The following is a 14,230-nucleotide window of genomic DNA, read 5'->3' on the forward strand; positions in this document are numbered from 1 at the left end:
AACACACCTCAAAAACAGCAGACGCGGCACAAAACCCACCACACCAACACGTTAAAACCCAAGGGAACCATCACGGAATCAGATTCCCTCATGGTTCCCTTCACGGACTTGCGCGGTCTGGGCGGGACTTCAGTCGGTGAGCGACTTCTCGGCGCGTTTGCCCAGTTTCTCGGCGCGCTTGCCCGCTTTTTTGGCGGCTCGGCGGGCGCGCCAGCCGAGCGAGGGTTTCCCGGCGGTGTCGCCTGCGGCCAGGAGGAGACCACCGGCCAGCGACGCGTTCTTGATGAATTGCACCTGCTGAGCCTGCTTCTCGGCCGGGTTCTCGAGTGCCCAGAAGCGGTGGGTGGCCAGCGTGGTCGGGACCAGTGAGCCGAGCAGGGCCACTGCCGCCAGCCGCGGGGCTTTGCCGCTCGCCAGTGCGAGGCCGGCGCCGATCTTGACAGCTGCGTCGATCCGGACGAGCGTGACCGGATCGCGCGGGACCTGGTCCGGTACCAGGCCCTCGACCTTGTCGAACGTGTCGGTGATGAACGGTTCGGCCGTCTTTGCGTGCCCTTGGGCGTCGCGCAGGGCGTTGATGCCGCCGGAGATGAAGATCGACGCGAGTAGTGGACGTGCCACCCGGCGCAGTATCACGGGTCTCGCCTCTCTGGTGTGGAAATCCCTGTGGAGAACCTACAACCGAGGATGCCCGCGTGGCTTCCCGCCGAACCGGGACTAGCGGTTCCTACCACAATATTGCACAACTACTAGATACCGCTAGAAAGATTTAGCGTTGACCTTGACGCGGCGTCAACCTTTACCGTCGAAGGCGTGGTCAGAACGGAGTGGTCGATCCAGGACATCGCGCGGTCCGCGGGCACGACGAGCCGGACCCTGCGGCACTACGACGCCGTGGGGCTCCTGCCGCCGACGCGGATCGGCGGCAACGGGTACCGCTACTACGACGAGCAGGCGCTCGTCCGGTTGCAGCGGATCCTGCTGTTGCGCGACCTGGGTCTCGGCCTGCCCGCGATCGCCGAGGTGCTGGACGGCCAGCACGACGGCGTCGCGGCGCTCGAAACGCACCTGGCGCTGCTGGAGCAGGAGCGGCAGCGGATCGGGCGGCAGATCGAGTCCGTGCGCACCACGCTGCGGAAACTGAAGGGAGGTGAACAACTGATGGTGGAGGAAGTTTTCGACGGCTTCGACCACACCCGTTACGAGGAGGAGGTCACCCAGCGCTGGGGCGCGGAGGCCTACCGCAAGGGGGACCGGTGGTGGAAGTCGCTGACCGAGGCTGACAAGAAGGCCTTTCAGCAGGAACAGCTCGACATCTCGGCCGCGTACGGGGCAACCCGCAAGGCTGGTCACGACGCTGCTTCGCAAGAGGCGCAGGCCGTCACCGCACGGCTGTACGCCTGGTTGCAACCGGCAGCCGGGAAGGTGTCGAAGGGCTACTTCGCCGGTCTCGGACAGCTGTACGTCGACGACCCGCGCTACGGCGCGTACGACGAGAAGCACGGGCCTGGCACCGCCGAGTACATCCGCGACGCGATGAAGATCTACGCGGAACGGAACCTGACGGACTAATGCGCCGTCGAAAGGGGTGCTGGGGGTAGGGATGGACGGGGCTGCAGACCCGGCCATCTTTCAGGGAGACACGAGACACCTCCGCCTTCCTCCCCTCCACCACCCTCAACGGAGTGGCTGCGCCACGCTGTGCTCTGTGCATGTATCCGCAAATATCGGGTCCACGCTAGATACCTCGATACGGTGACAGAGTGGACCCCATCCGCAACCCCTTCGCGCCTGGCGCCGGGCAGCGGCCGCCGGAACTGGCCGGCCGTGAACGGGAGCTGAAGGCGTTCGAGGTCGTGCTCGAGCGGGTCGCTCGCGGGCGGCCCGAGCGCAGCCTCGTGCTGACTGGCCTGCGCGGGGTCGGCAAGACCGTGCTGCTGGGGGAGCTGCGGTCGATGGCCGTCCGGCATCGGTGGGGGGCGGGGAAAATCGAGGCGCGGCCGGATGCCGAGCTGCGCCGTCCGCTTTCGGCCGCCCTGCATCGGGCGATCCGCGACCTGGCCGTGCGGCATCGCGCGCCGGACCGGGTCGAGGACGTCCTCGGCGTGCTGAAAGCGTTTGCGCTCAAGGCAAACAGGCCGGACGCGAAGCTGCGCGACCGCTGGCAGCCCGGCATCGACGTGCCCGCTGCGCAGGGCCGTGCGGATTCCGGCGACATCGAGATCGACCTGGTCGAGCTGTTCACCGACGTCGCCGAGCTGGCCGCGGACGTCGGCACCGGTGTCGCGCTGCTGATCGACGAAATCCAGGACCTGCAGCCGGACGACGTGTCGGCGCTGTGCGCGGCGTGCCATGAGCTGTCGCAGTCCGGCGCGCCGCTCGTGGTGGTCGGGGCCGGGTTGCCGCACGTACCGGCAGTGCTGTCGGCGTCGAAGTCCTACTCCGAGCGGCTTTTTCGCTACGCCCGCATCGACCGGCTCAGCCGCGAAGACGCCGACTACGCCGTGATGGCCCCGATCGAACGCGAGGAAGCCGGGATCGAACCGGAGGCGCTCGACGCGCTCTTCGACGCGTCCGGCGGCTATCCGTACTTCATCCAGGCCTACGGCAAAGCCGCCTGGGACGCCGCACCCGCCGACCCGATCACGGTCAAGGACGTGCAGGTCGCCGCGCCGGAGGCGGAATCCGAGCTGGCCGTCGGGTTCTTCGGGTCGCGCTACGAACGCGCGACGCCGGCCGAACGCGAGTACCTGCTCGCGATGGCCGAGCTGACCCAGGGCCGCGACGAGCCCGCGGGCACCGCCGATGTGGCCGTCTACCTGGGGCGGAAGCCGTCGTCGCTGTCGCCGGCGCGGGACAACCTCATGAAGAAGGGCCTGGTCTACTCCGCCGAGCGCGGGCAGATCGCCTTCACCGTGCCGCATTTCGGGCATTACCTGCTCGGCCGCGACTGACCATACGTCCGGCTAAACCTTTCTACCCGTTTTCCTAGAAAGCCATAGATATCGCTAGGGCGTTAGCGGCTTGTGACTGCCGACACCAATCTGTCCGGTGAAGATCAGGTCGTCGCCGATGATTATCCGGCCAGTGCCCCATGTCACCGTCGATTCATTGGAATCCTTGTGAAAAAAGGCGCATACTAGAGGCACAGCCACCGAAGAACTCCGAAGGGGATGCAGAACCCATGAGCAACATCGCCGCCAAGCTCCGTGCCCGTCGCGCCGAGGCTCGCACTCGCCGGGCGCTGAACCGGGCGATCGACACCGCGGCCACCTCCACGGTCCGGCAGGAGCTCATCGCCCTCGCGCAGGCGCGTCAGCCGTTCATGCGCTGACGGACACCACCCTGTTGGTAGGTCACTCACGAGAGTGACCTGAACCACAACCCATCCGAGATGTAACGCTGCGCGGAGCAGCGTCGATACCCCCTACGACCCCGTGATGCTGGCGGACCCCCGACCTGGCAGCATCACGGGGTTTCCACATGTCCGGACCACTTCCCCATCGGGGGAATTCGCTTGCCCGAAGCGGCCGCCGGGGCGATGCTTGACTCGGTCAACGATTCAAGCCGAGGTGGTTCCGTGTCCGATTCCGTGCTTGCCGAGCGTGTTGCGACGGTCCGCGCCTTCAACCGGCTCTACACCGGGGTGATCGGCGTCCTCGACGAGGGCCCTGCCGACGCCGAGTACTCCCTCAGCGAGGCGCGGGTGCTGTTCGAATTGGCCCAACAGGACCAGCTCCAGGTAAGTGACCTGCGTAAACGGCTCGGGCTCGATGGCGGGTACGCGAGCAGGCTGCTCGGCAGGCTGGAGAACCGCGGCCTCGTCGCGCGCGAACGCTGCACCACCGACGCCCGGCGCCAGCTCGTCACGCTCACCGCCGACGGGCACGACGCGTTCGCCGACCTCAACAACCGGTCCGCCCGCCAGATCGGCGGCCTGCTCGACAAGTTCCCCGACGCCGACCAGCGCCGTCTGCTCGGCGCGATGGGCACCATCACCGCGCTGGTCGGCGAGCCCTCGGCACAACCGCAGGTCACGCTGCGCGCGCCCGGGCCGGGTGACCTCGGCTGGGTGGTGCACCGGCACGGCGCGCTGTACGCCACGGAGTACGGCCTCGACGGACGTTTCGAAGCCGTGGTCGCGCGCGTGATCGCCGATTTCGCCGAACACCGCGGTGACCCGGGCCAGGCGGGCTGGATCGCCGAGGTCGACGGCGAACGCGTCGGCAGTGTCTTCTGCACCCCGGGCGACCACGAGGGGGTCGCGAAACTGCGGCTGCTCCTGCTGGAACCGGCCGCGCGCGGGCACGGCGTCGGCAAATGGCTGGTGCACGAGTGCGTCGAGTTCGCGAGAGCGGCGGGCTACCGCGAGATGGAGTTGTGGACGCTGTCGATGCTCACCGCCGCGCGCGGGATCTACCGCAGCGTCGGATTCGAGCTCGCCGGGCAGGAGGAGACCGACAGTTACGGGCCCCTCGTCACCAGCGAGACCTGGCGACGGGAGCTATAGATGTTCGCCGTCTACTGCGCGGTGTGCGACCGCCGCACGCTACTGGGGGTCGACGAGGTCGACTGGGTCGAAAACCTCACGCGCGGCGTGATTTCGGTGTCCGGGCGCTGCCCGCTCGGCCACGACGCGGTGCTGCTCACCGGCGACGCGTTCACCCCGCACGAGGACCCGCGGTACTTCGGTCCCGCGCCACGGATCTGGACGAAACCGGTCAACCGGCTGCGCAGCTGGCTGCGCGGACGGTTCGAGATGAGCCGGGACCTGCCCGGGCCGTTCTACCGGTTCTGACGGCCCATCAGGAAGAACTCCGGGTTCGGCTTCAACGCGGTCAGGTGCGCGAGCCGGTTGGACATCGCGAACAGCGCGGTGATCGAGCCGACGTCCCAGATCTCGTCCTCAGTGAGACCGGCCTCGCGCGCGGCCTCGAGGTCGGCCTCGCCGAACAGCGCGGAGTCCTGCGCGAGCGCGAGGGCGAGGTCCACGATCGCGCGGCCCCGTTCGTCCAGCTCCACCTGCCACGGGTTGGCGGCCACGCGGTCGGACAGCTCGGGGTCCTTCGCGCGGATCCGCAGGATCGCCCCGTGTGCCACGATGCAGTAGGTGCAGTGGTTGGCCGCGGACGTGGCCACCACCACCAGCTCGCGTTCGGCCTTGGTGAGGCCGCCCTCGCGTTCCATCAGCGCGTCGTGGTAGTCGAGAAACGCCCGCAGCTCGGCAGGCCGGTGCCCGAGCGCGCGGAAGATGTTGGGGGTGAAACCGGACTTCTCCGCGATGGCACCGATCCGCTCGCGCAGGTCGTCGGGCAGGTCTTCGAGTTCCGTCACCGGGAACCGGCTCACCGAGTCGCTCATGGGCTCCACGGTAACCCGCGTGCCTGACGTTCATCCGGAGGGAGTTTGCTTACCCCCGTGAACTGGACCGCATACGTGGACGGTTACTGCGAGCGCACGGCACCGGGGCTCTGGGGTGAGCCGCTCAACGACCTCGCCAACCTGGCGTTCCTCGTCGCCGCCGGAATGGTGTGGTGGCGTGCCGCCGGACAGCGCACCGGGCGCACGCTCGCCCTGCTGGTCGCGCTCGTGTTCGTGGCCAGTGGCGTGTTCCACCTGGTCGCGACGAGGTGGAGTGCGGTCGCCGATTCCGCTGCGATTCTCGTGTTTGTGCTGTACTACGCGGCGCGGTTTCCGCGGGTTTTCTTCCAGGTGCCCGCGAAATGGGCATGGTTGGGGGCACCGGCATTCGTGGTGTTGACCGTCGCGATGTCCGCGCTCGGTGGCGGGCTTTATCTGCCGGCGCTGGTCGGGCTCGCCGGGTTCGCCGTCGCGTTGCTGGTGGTGCGCAATCCGTACTGGCCGCATTTCGCCGTGGCTGCGGCTGTTTTCGCACTGTCGCTGGCCTTGCGCAGTATCGACGGCGTGGTGTGCGGTGATTTCCCCGCTGGTACGCACTTTCTGTGGCATCTGCTGAACGCCGTGGTGCTGTACGTGGTGTCCGCCGCGATGATCGCCCGTACGCGAGAGGCCCCCTCGCTGCGGTAGCGAGGGGCCGCTGTCCACTGTGGACCTCTAGTGCACGCCGATGGGGCGCAGGTTCTCGTCGTGCTCGTCGGCGTGGTAGTCCTCGGGTTCGGTCTCGTCGTTGCCCGCGTTCCACTTCAGCGCCCAGGCAATCGCCGAGACCACCGCGGCGACCAGGATGTTCGCGATCAGCGCGACGAACCCGGGGTAGATCTGCACGACGCTGAGCCCGGTGCCGGCGAACGGGTGCCAGCCGAAGATCGACAGGTTCCCCAGCGGCAGCGCGGAACCACCGAAGTGGAGTTTCTTGGTGGCCGGGTTGGGGATGCCGTACAGCATGATCAGGCCCCAGCCCATCCCGACGACCCAGCCCGCGATGAGCCCGGCCTTGTGGAACCACCGGGTGTACAACGCAATCGCGACCGCGGGGAGGGTCTGCAGGATCAGCACGCCGCCGATGAGCTGCAGGTCGATGGAGAACTGCGGGTCGATGAGGATGATCACCAGCACCGCACCCAGCTTGACCACCAGCGACGCGAGTTTGGCCTGTTTGGCCTCCTGGCTCGGCGTCGCGTCCTTGCGGATGTACTCCTTGTAGATGTTGCGGGTCCACAGGTTCGCCGCGGCAATCGACATGATCGCGGCGGGCACCAGCGCGCCGATGCCGATCGCGGCGAACGCGATCCCGGCGAACCAGCTCGTGAACTGCGAGCCGAAGAGCAGCGGGACGATGGTGTTGCCGTCCGCCTTGCCGGTGGCCGCGTTCGTGAGCGGCTTGACGCCCGCCGAGATCGCGACGTACCCGAGCAGCGCCAGCAGACCCAGCACGAACGAGTAAGCGGGCAGGGCCACCATGTTCCGCTTGATCACGTTACGGCCGCGCGAGGCGAGGACGCTCGTGAGCGAATGCGGGTAGAGGAACAGGGCGAGGGCCGAGCCGAGCGCGAGCGTCGCGTACTGTAGCTGGTTGGAGGACGTGAGGAGGAGGGAACCGGCGGGTTTGCCGGTGTTCGGGTTCGGTTTGGCGAGGGTGTCCTTGGCGGTGTTGAAGATGTGGTCCCAGCCGCCGAGTTTCGAGGGCAGGTAGATCACCGCGACGATGATCACCAGGTAGATCAGGATGTCCTTGACGAACGCGATCAGCGCGGGGGCACGCAGGCCGGACTGGTAGGTGTAGAGCGCCAGGATGACGAACGCCACCAGCAGCGGCAGGTGCCCGACGATGCCCGAGCCGTTGATACCCATGGTGCGCAGCACGGCTTCGAGGCCGACGAGCTGCAACGCGATGTACGGCATCGTCGCGACGATGCCGGTGATCGCGATGAGCAGCGCGAGCGTCGGCGAACCGAAGCGGCCGCGGACGAAGTCGGCCGGGGTCACGTAGCCGCGCGACCGGCTGACCGACCACATGCGCAGCGCCGGCAACAGGACGATCGGGTAGACGACGATGGTGTACGGCAGCGCGTACAGGCCGAGCGCGCCGGCGCTGAACACGAGCGCGGGCACGGCGACGAACGTGTACGCGGTGTAGAGGTCGCCGCCGAGCAGGAACCAGGTGATCCACGAGCCGAACTTGCGGCCGCCGAGTCCCCATTCGTCGAGGTGGTCGAGCGTGGCGCCGGCCTTCCAGCGCGACGCGACGAACCCGAGCACAGTGACGACGAGGAACAGGAAGGCGAAGACGATCAGCTCCACCCACTGGATGTTGTTCATCGGCCATCACCCTTGCCGCCGTTCCGCTTTTTCCTGGTGGCGAGGTAGACGATGCCGGTGCAGACCACCCCGGCGATGACGAACACCAGCTGGAACCAGTAGAAGAACGGCAAGCCGAAGAGGCGCGGTTCGTCGAAGTTGTAGAGCGGCGTGACCAGGATCAGCAACGGGATCAGCAACAGCAGGTTCCAAGCGCTGAACTGGAACCCGCGTACCCGCCCGCCCGGTTTGGCAGTGGACATCGGGACCTCACCTAACACGTACGTGACACGCGACCGCCTGACCCTAGACCCAGGTGGTCCGGACTTCACACGTCTTCGGTCTCGATTTGATCAGTCCTTAGGCCGGTCTGGCGGGTTGTGGACAACCCCGGGGACAACTCGCCCGCGGACGCCTCTGCCGCCCGATCGGTACCCCTATCGGCGGGGCATTCCCGGTCCGAATGCCCCCAGCACTTGTGCCGATCGGCGGTTGTCCACGGGGTTTGCAACCTTGTGCACAGAGTTATCCACAGGCAGTGGACAACTCTGTGACTAGACTGGGCGGCATGGTGCGCGTGCCCCTGACCGACGAAGAACGCTCCCGAGGCGAGCGGCTGGGCGTAGTGCTGCGCGCGGCCCGAGCCGGCCGCAGCATGGTCGACGTGGCCGCGGAAGCAGGCATTTCGGTCGAAACCCTGCGCAAGATCGAGACGGGCCGGATCCCGACCCCGGCGTTTTTCACGGTGGCCGCAATCGCGGACGCGGTGGGGATGCCGCTGGACCGGTTGCGACTGGCGTGCGATGGGGAGGCGGCGGCGTTTTCGCAGGCCAGTTGACGCTTGGCCGGTGGGTGGGATGTTTGGGTGGTGACCAGCTGGCCGCAACGCCGGTGCCGATAGCCGCTCAGGTGGCCGATTGCTGCGCCGGGTTCCGGGGACTGTGGCCGTCCAGCGCTGTTTCGCAAGCCAACCGCACTGGCCGCTCACCACGCCGGATTCGGCGACCGTCGCCTACCCGTGCCGCGTCACAGACCAACCGCGCCCGCCGCTTGCCGCACCAGGTTCCCGCGACCACCACACCAGTGCTGCTTCGCACACCAACCGCGCCAGCCGCTCGCCGCACTGGGTTCCGGCGACCTCCAGCGCCACCTCGCATGCCAACCACTAGCCGCGCCCGGTAGCGGCGACCACCAGCGCCGTCTCGCCAGCCGCTCGCCGCGTTGGGTTCCGGCGACCACCGACCTCCAGCGCCGCTTCGCAAACCAACCACGCCAGCCGCACGCCGCACCCGGTTCCGGCAACCACCACCCACCAGCGCCACCTCGCAAACCAACCACGCCAGCCGCACGCCGCACCCGGTTCCGGCAACCACCACCCACCAGCGCCACCTCGCAAACCAACCACCACGCAACCCGATTGCCACACCGGGTTCCGGCGATCACCGTCTAGGCGAGGCTGGTTGCCGCGCGCACCAGCGTTGCTACTTCTCGTGAGCGGCTGTTCGCTGGCCATGCGATCACGGTGGTCACTTCCGGGGCGTCGATCACCGGTACCGCAACGTGTTCCGGCCATTGCCAGGCTCTGCTGGACGCCGGGATCACCAGCAGGGTCCGGCCGAGGGCGACCAGTTGGGCTAGTTGTGCCTGGGTGTGGACTTCCGGTCCGGGGCCGTCCGGGTAGGTTCCGTCGAGCTGGGGCCAGCGGGCGATCGGCAGGCCAGGTACGTTGCGGACGTCGGCGAGGGTCAGCTGGGCCCGGGCGGCCAGTGGGTGGGCGGCGGGGACGATCGCGACCTGGCCTTCGGTGTGCAGGTCTTCCGTGTCGAAACCGGCGAGGTCGTCGAAGGGGCGGTGCATGAGTGCGGCGTCGGCGTGGCCGTTGCGCAGGAGTCCGGCCTGTTCGCCGACCTCGCACAGCAGGACGTCGACCGGGGTCACGGCGGGGTCGTTCGCTGCTGCGGTGAGGAGTTTTTGCAGGAGTTCGTGGGACGCGCCTGCTTTGGTGACGAGTACCAGCGGCCGTTCCGGATTGCCGGCTCGGCGGGTTCGGCGGGCGGCGGCATTGACCGCGTCGAGGGCCGTGGTTGCCTCGTGGAGCAGGACCTGACCGGCGGGGGTCAGCGCGACGCCGCGGCGGTTTCGGTCGAGGAGCTGGACCCCGAGCCGGCGCTCCAGCAGGCTGATCGCGCGGGAAAGTGGTGGCTGGGCAATGCCGAGGCGGGTGGCGGCGCGGCCGAAGTGCAGTTCCTCGGCCACTGCGACGAAGTACCGAAGTTCGCGGGTTTCGAGATCGTCCACGAAAACCAGCGTACGGATTGATACTCGGCGGGTATCACATGCGACCGAGGCGGTCTTGGCCACGAGGGCGGCCGGGAGCACAGCATGAAGGAGTGAACGACACGAAAACCGCGCTGGTTACCGGTGCGAACAAGGGAATCGGCTTTGCGATCGCGCAAGGTCTCGGGGCCGTCGGATTCACCGTCGCGGTCGGGGCCCGCGACGAACGAAGGCGCGCGGAGGCGGTCGGAAAGCTGCGGGCTGAAGGGGTCGACGCGTTCGGGGTCGCCCTTGACGTGACCTCGGACGACAGTGTGGCCGCGGCGGCCGCGGACCTCGGGCGGCTGGACGTGCTCGTCAACAACGCGGGCATCGCCGGTGCGGGCCCGCAGGATCCGACGACGCTCGACGTCGAGGTCGTCCGGACGGTGCTCGACACGAACGTATTCGGCGTCATCCGGGTGACCAACGCGATGCTGCCGCTGCTCTACCAGGCACCGGCGCCGCGGATCGTGAACATGTCCAGCAACATGGGGTCGCTGACCCTGCAGACCGGGCCGATCCTCGCCGCGTACGCGCCGTCGAAATCGATGCTCAACAGCCTGACCGCGCAGTACGCCCGCCGATTCGCCGAGACGAAGGTGATCGTGAACGCGGCCTGCCCTGGCTATGTCGCAACCGATTTCACCGGATTCGCCGGCCTACGGACACCTGAACAAGGTGCGGCCATCGCGATCCGCCTCGCGACGCTGCCCGATGACGGGCCTCGCGGTGGCTTCTTCGATGACGCGGGGGTCGTGCCCTGGTGAGTCAAGCGCGTAGGGACGTCAGGATTCGGTCTCGGCCGTTGAGGAATTCGCAGTCTCGGACGGGGAGGTCGAACGAGTTCAGCAGTTTTTCGAAATCCGCGTACTCGTCCGGGTTGAGCTGGAGGCCGGTGACCGCAAAGTGGGCGGCCAGGGTGTCAGCGAGTTCTTCCCATTCGCCGGACCACTGGAGGTCCCGGTAGTGCGCCAGGTCGTCCGCGGGGAGGCGGTCGGTGAGGAGGCGCAGGAGGCTGTCGGTGAAGTAGCTGATGCGGTTGCCTGCCCGGTCGGCGACCGTGGGGTTGGCCGGGTCACGGGCGGTGTCCGGGTTGCGGATCACGCCGGGGCCGGACAGCGGATAGCCGGTGTGCACCTGGCCATCGCCGTTGACCAGGACCACCACGTGCACCCCGAAGCGTTCGCCGGCACAGCGCCAGCGGCCGTTGTACTGCTGCCGGCGCGGTTCGCCCGGATCGTTCGCGACGTCCTTGACCACCGCGATGATCTGCTCGTCACTCCACTCGGGAGGGAACTCGCTGGTCGCCCTGCGTCCGGTGCCGGAAGCGTGTCCACCGCCCACGTCGGCTCCTCTCGTCGGCACGGAGCCTAACCCGCGCGCGCCCGTTCAGCCGACCAGCGCCAGCACCAGGATTCCGGCCACCAGCAAGTCGGGCCCGCGGAACAGCTGCCGCGCGAGGTTGGCGGGCATCGGACCGGCGGGGGTGTCGACGAAACCCGCGCTGCTGTAGTCCACCGGCGCGCGCGTGACCGTGCGCAACACCGACAGCACAGCGAGGGCGACCATCACCCAGGAGAGCGGCGAAACCGCTGTCCCCAAAGCAAAAAGTGCCACTGTGAGCAGCATCGACCAGCCGAGCGCGACCACGATGAGCACCACGCCGTGCGCGACGACCAGCTCCCCGGACGACGAACCCAGCCATCGCCGCCGTCCCGGATTTCGCCACAGCACGCCGAGCCCGGCGCCGAACGGCGTGAGCGCGATGTACGCGCCCAGCCCGACGAGCACCGGACCGGGCAGCGTCGGCACGGCCACGTGCCCCACCGCGACGGCCAGCGCGACCAGCAGGACGGTGCCCGCGTACCGGGACCGGCCGATCATCCCCGCCCAGGCCAGCCGGAACGCGGTGGGGTGCCGCACCGACCACGTACCCACCGGCGCGGACTCCGGCAGCATCATCATCGGGTCGAGGAACGTGACCGCGACCGACCGCAGGACCCGCGCGTTCCAGCCGTCGAGCAGCACCGCGCGTCCGCCTCGGCTGGCCGCCTCCCCGCCGAAGGCGAGCAGCAGACCGCACAACGCGAGCGCGGCGCCGACGTACTGCACGGCGGGAGCATCGAGCTTCGCCGCAGCGATGACCACTCCGGCCACCGCGATCAGCAGCGGACCGGCGGCTTCGCTGCGGAAACCCGTGCGCCGCGCGGTGGTGAACGCCAAAACCGTGCCACCGGCGACGATTGCGGCCGCCGCGCGCCACCATTCGAGCGAACCGCCGCCGACCGCCAGCATGAGCGCGGCGACGTATCCGATCACCACGAAGAACCCGGTGAGCGCGCCCGCCAGCCGGGTCGCCACGACTCGGCGGCGGTCCACCTGCGCGTAGTCCATCCAGGTGAGCTCCGCCGGTTCCGCCCACACGAAACCGCGGCGCAGCAGGCTTCGCCAGCCCACCGCACAGCACAGCAGGACGAGACCGAGCACCGCCGGGAAGTCCACAACGGACGGTCCAAAAAGGACTCGATGCCACGCGTCGGTGCGGAAGAACGCGGTGAACAGGAAGCCCACCCCGAACATCAGCACGAAGGTGGGGCTGTCCCCGCTGAAAATGCCGCCGAACCGCTTGCGGCCGGGTACGCGCAACCGCATCACCACAGTTCGAGCACACTGTCCGCAGTTTCCAGCAACGGCTGGTGATGCGTGGCCACGACCACCGCCGCCCCGGCTGCCGTGGACCGGCCGATGAGGTCGACCAGCCATTCCTTGCCTTCGGTGTCGAGCGCACGTTCGGGCTCGTCGAGCAGCAGGACCCGGTGCGGCCGCGCGGTGACACCGAGCAGCAGCAACCGCCGCCGCTGCCCGGCGGAGAAATGCCCTGCGGTGACGCGGGCGCGTTCGGCGAGCCCGGCGTCGGCCAGTAACGCACTGAAATCACCGAGGTCTTCGCCGAACGAACCGGCCAGCAGTTCCAGGTGCTGCACCGGCGTGAGCTCGGCGAAGAAGTCGGAATCGTCGAACAGCACGGATACCTTGCGGCGGAAGGCAACACTGCGCTCGTCCGGCTTCGCGCCGTCGACCAGCACCCGGCCCCGCTGCGGTTCCTGCATCCCGTACAAACATCGCAGCAGCGTGGATTTGCCGACCCCGTTCGGCCCGACGAGCACCGCGCATTCGCCCGGCTCGACGGAAAAATCGAGGTCCTCCAGCAGCCACAGGTCACCGGCTTTCACCCCGAGGCCGCGGGCGTCGATCACCGGCTGCACAACGACTCCACCACCGGCGCGAGAACCTCGGCATTCGGTTCCAGGACCGTGTAATAGCTGATGCCGAACCGATCCCGGTGTGCCCGCAGCTGTTCGGCGATTTCCGCGACCGTGCCGACCAACACCGTGGGCACCGTCGCCAGTTCGGCAGCCGGAAGCTCCAACCGTTCACCCAGTTTCCGCAGCGTGCCAAGCCGATCATCGGTGATCTGGACGAACTGCACGAGCAGGTTGAATTCGACCTCCCGCGAACCCACCCGCTCGGCAACGAACCGCGTGCGCTCCTCGAGCCCGTCGGCGGTGGCCAACGCGAGCGGTGCACCGTCACGCAACTTTGCCATGCCGTTGAACGCAATCACCGAAGCATGCTCGGCGGCCAGCGCCAACACCCGGTCCCCCCGGCCGCCGATCATCAACGGGGGACCGGCCGGTTGCGCAGGTTGCGGCGCATACGCCGGATCCGCGTACAACCGCGCGAGTTCCTTGACCGTGCGTTCGAGATGGTCGACCCGTTCGCCCGCACTGGGAAACGGCATTCCGGCGGCCTCGAACTCCGCCTTCACGTACCCGGCGCCGAGGCCGAGCTCCAGCCGCCCGGACACGAACTGATCGGTGCCCGCGACGTCACGCGCCAGCAACGTCGGATGGTAGAACGGCGCATTGAGCACGAAAGTGTTGAGCCGCACGCGTTCCGTGACTTCACCGGCCAGCACGAGCGCCGGAAACGGCGGCGCCATGCCGAGATGGTCGGCCACGCTCAGCACGTGGTAACCCATTTCCTCGACCCGGCGGCACTTCGCCACCCACTCCGCGCGCGTGCCCGGCAGCACCATGTTGACGCCGAACCGGAACGGCCTCTCCCCAGGGATCACCATGCGCTCACGCTACCGCGCCGCACCGACACTTTCCGCGCATGAAGAAGGGGA

At 68.1% G+C, this 14,230-nt stretch carries 17 protein-coding genes; 8 read left to right on the top strand and 9 right to left on the bottom strand.

Annotated features, from left to right (window positions below; all coding sequences use genetic code 11):
* Positions 1 to 129 precede the first annotated feature (129 nt).
* Positions 130 to 636, bottom strand: coding sequence for a DoxX family protein (locus OO71_RS19990; protein WP_033291362.1), 507 nt, complete (start codon positions 634 to 636; stop codon positions 130 to 132).
* Positions 637 to 813: 177 nt separating this feature from the next.
* Here OO71_RS19990 and OO71_RS19995 point away from each other — a divergent pair, with 177 nt between their 5' ends.
* From OO71_RS19995 to OO71_RS20010, 5 genes are all read left to right on the top strand, one after another.
* On the top strand, positions 814 to 1,572 hold the full coding sequence (locus OO71_RS19995) for a MerR family transcriptional regulator (protein ID WP_033291363.1): 759 nt from the start codon (positions 814 to 816) through the stop codon (positions 1,570 to 1,572).
* Between the two features lie 191 nt (positions 1,573 to 1,763).
* On the top strand, positions 1,764 to 2,954 hold the full coding sequence (locus tag OO71_RS20000) for an ATP-binding protein (RefSeq protein ID WP_033291364.1): 1,191 nt from the start codon (positions 1,764 to 1,766) through the stop codon (positions 2,952 to 2,954).
* Positions 2,955 to 3,184: 230 nt separating this feature from the next.
* Positions 3,185 to 3,334 carry a hypothetical protein gene (locus OO71_RS51290; protein WP_162836041.1) on the top strand — a complete coding sequence of 50 codons (150 nt, stop codon included), beginning with the start codon at positions 3,185 to 3,187 and terminating at the stop codon, positions 3,332 to 3,334.
* A 246-nt stretch (positions 3,335 to 3,580) separates the two neighbouring features.
* A complete protein-coding gene (locus tag OO71_RS20005; protein WP_033291492.1) occupies positions 3,581 to 4,510 on the top strand; it encodes a bifunctional helix-turn-helix transcriptional regulator/GNAT family N-acetyltransferase in 930 nt (309 codons plus the stop codon).
* Entirely contained in the window at positions 4,511 to 4,798 is a 288-nt protein-coding gene (locus tag OO71_RS20010; RefSeq protein ID WP_033291365.1) for a hypothetical protein, read from the top strand.
* Here the strand turns inward: OO71_RS20010 and OO71_RS20015 are convergent.
* Positions 4,786 to 5,361, bottom strand: coding sequence for a peroxidase-related enzyme (locus OO71_RS20015; RefSeq protein ID WP_033291366.1), 576 nt, complete (start codon positions 5,359 to 5,361; stop codon positions 4,786 to 4,788). The two genes, OO71_RS20010 and OO71_RS20015, sit on opposite strands and share 13 nt — an antisense overlap.
* 57 nt (positions 5,362 to 5,418) lie before the next feature.
* Here OO71_RS20015 and OO71_RS20020 point away from each other — a divergent pair, with 57 nt between their 5' ends.
* Positions 5,419 to 6,048, top strand: a complete 630-nt coding sequence (locus OO71_RS20020; protein WP_033291367.1) for a hypothetical protein — start codon at positions 5,419 to 5,421, stop codon at positions 6,046 to 6,048.
* Between the two features lie 27 nt (positions 6,049 to 6,075).
* On the opposite strand, the gene mctP is transcribed toward OO71_RS20020, so the two are convergent.
* Positions 6,076 to 7,740, bottom strand: a complete 1,665-nt coding sequence (gene mctP / locus OO71_RS20025) for a monocarboxylate uptake permease MctP (protein WP_033291368.1) — start codon at positions 7,738 to 7,740, stop codon at positions 6,076 to 6,078.
* Positions 7,737 to 7,982 (bottom strand): DUF3311 domain-containing protein, encoded by a 246-nt coding sequence (locus OO71_RS20030; RefSeq protein WP_033291369.1) that lies wholly within the window; start codon positions 7,980 to 7,982, stop codon positions 7,737 to 7,739. The genes mctP and OO71_RS20030 overlap by 4 nt, the downstream gene beginning before the upstream one ends.
* Before the next feature lie 305 nt (positions 7,983 to 8,287).
* Between OO71_RS20030 and OO71_RS20035 the strand changes: the two genes are divergently transcribed.
* Positions 8,288 to 8,557, top strand: a complete 270-nt coding sequence (locus tag OO71_RS20035) for a helix-turn-helix domain-containing protein (protein WP_033291370.1) — start codon at positions 8,288 to 8,290, stop codon at positions 8,555 to 8,557.
* A 608-nt stretch (positions 8,558 to 9,165) separates the two neighbouring features.
* Here the strand turns inward: OO71_RS20035 and OO71_RS20040 are convergent.
* Positions 9,166 to 10,017, bottom strand: coding sequence for a LysR family transcriptional regulator (locus OO71_RS20040; protein ID WP_033291371.1), 852 nt, complete (start codon positions 10,015 to 10,017; stop codon positions 9,166 to 9,168).
* Between the two features lie 92 nt (positions 10,018 to 10,109).
* Between OO71_RS20040 and OO71_RS20045 the strand changes: the two genes are divergently transcribed.
* Positions 10,110 to 10,805: an SDR family oxidoreductase gene (locus tag OO71_RS20045; protein WP_033291372.1), complete on the top strand. Its 696-nt coding sequence runs from the start codon at positions 10,110 to 10,112 to the stop codon at positions 10,803 to 10,805.
* Position 10,806: 1 nt separating this feature from the next.
* Here OO71_RS20045 and OO71_RS20050 read toward each other — a convergent pair whose 3' ends face one another.
* From OO71_RS20050 to OO71_RS20065, 4 genes are read right to left on the bottom strand one after another with little or no spacing between them, the layout of a single operon-like run.
* A complete protein-coding gene (locus tag OO71_RS20050) occupies positions 10,807 to 11,382 on the bottom strand; it encodes an EndoU domain-containing protein (protein ID WP_033291373.1) in 576 nt (191 codons plus the stop codon).
* 45 nt (positions 11,383 to 11,427) lie between these two features.
* Positions 11,428 to 12,690, bottom strand: coding sequence for a DUF6297 family protein (locus OO71_RS20055; RefSeq protein WP_033291493.1), 1,263 nt, complete (start codon positions 12,688 to 12,690; stop codon positions 11,428 to 11,430).
* Complete coding sequence (locus tag OO71_RS20060; RefSeq protein WP_033291494.1) at positions 12,690 to 13,295, bottom strand: ATP-binding cassette domain-containing protein; 606 nt, start codon at positions 13,293 to 13,295, stop codon at positions 12,690 to 12,692. Before OO71_RS20060 ends, OO71_RS20055 begins: the two co-directional genes overlap by 1 nt.
* Positions 13,292 to 14,179: a TIGR03621 family F420-dependent LLM class oxidoreductase gene (locus OO71_RS20065; RefSeq protein WP_084145077.1), complete on the bottom strand. Its 888-nt coding sequence runs from the start codon at positions 14,177 to 14,179 to the stop codon at positions 13,292 to 13,294. Before OO71_RS20065 ends, OO71_RS20060 begins: the two co-directional genes overlap by 4 nt.
* Positions 14,180 to 14,230: the final 51 nt, after the last annotated feature.

Origin of the sequence: Amycolatopsis jejuensis (assembly GCF_000717335.1) — a bacterium.
GTDB lineage: Bacteria > Actinomycetota > Actinomycetes > Mycobacteriales > Pseudonocardiaceae > Amycolatopsis > Amycolatopsis jejuensis.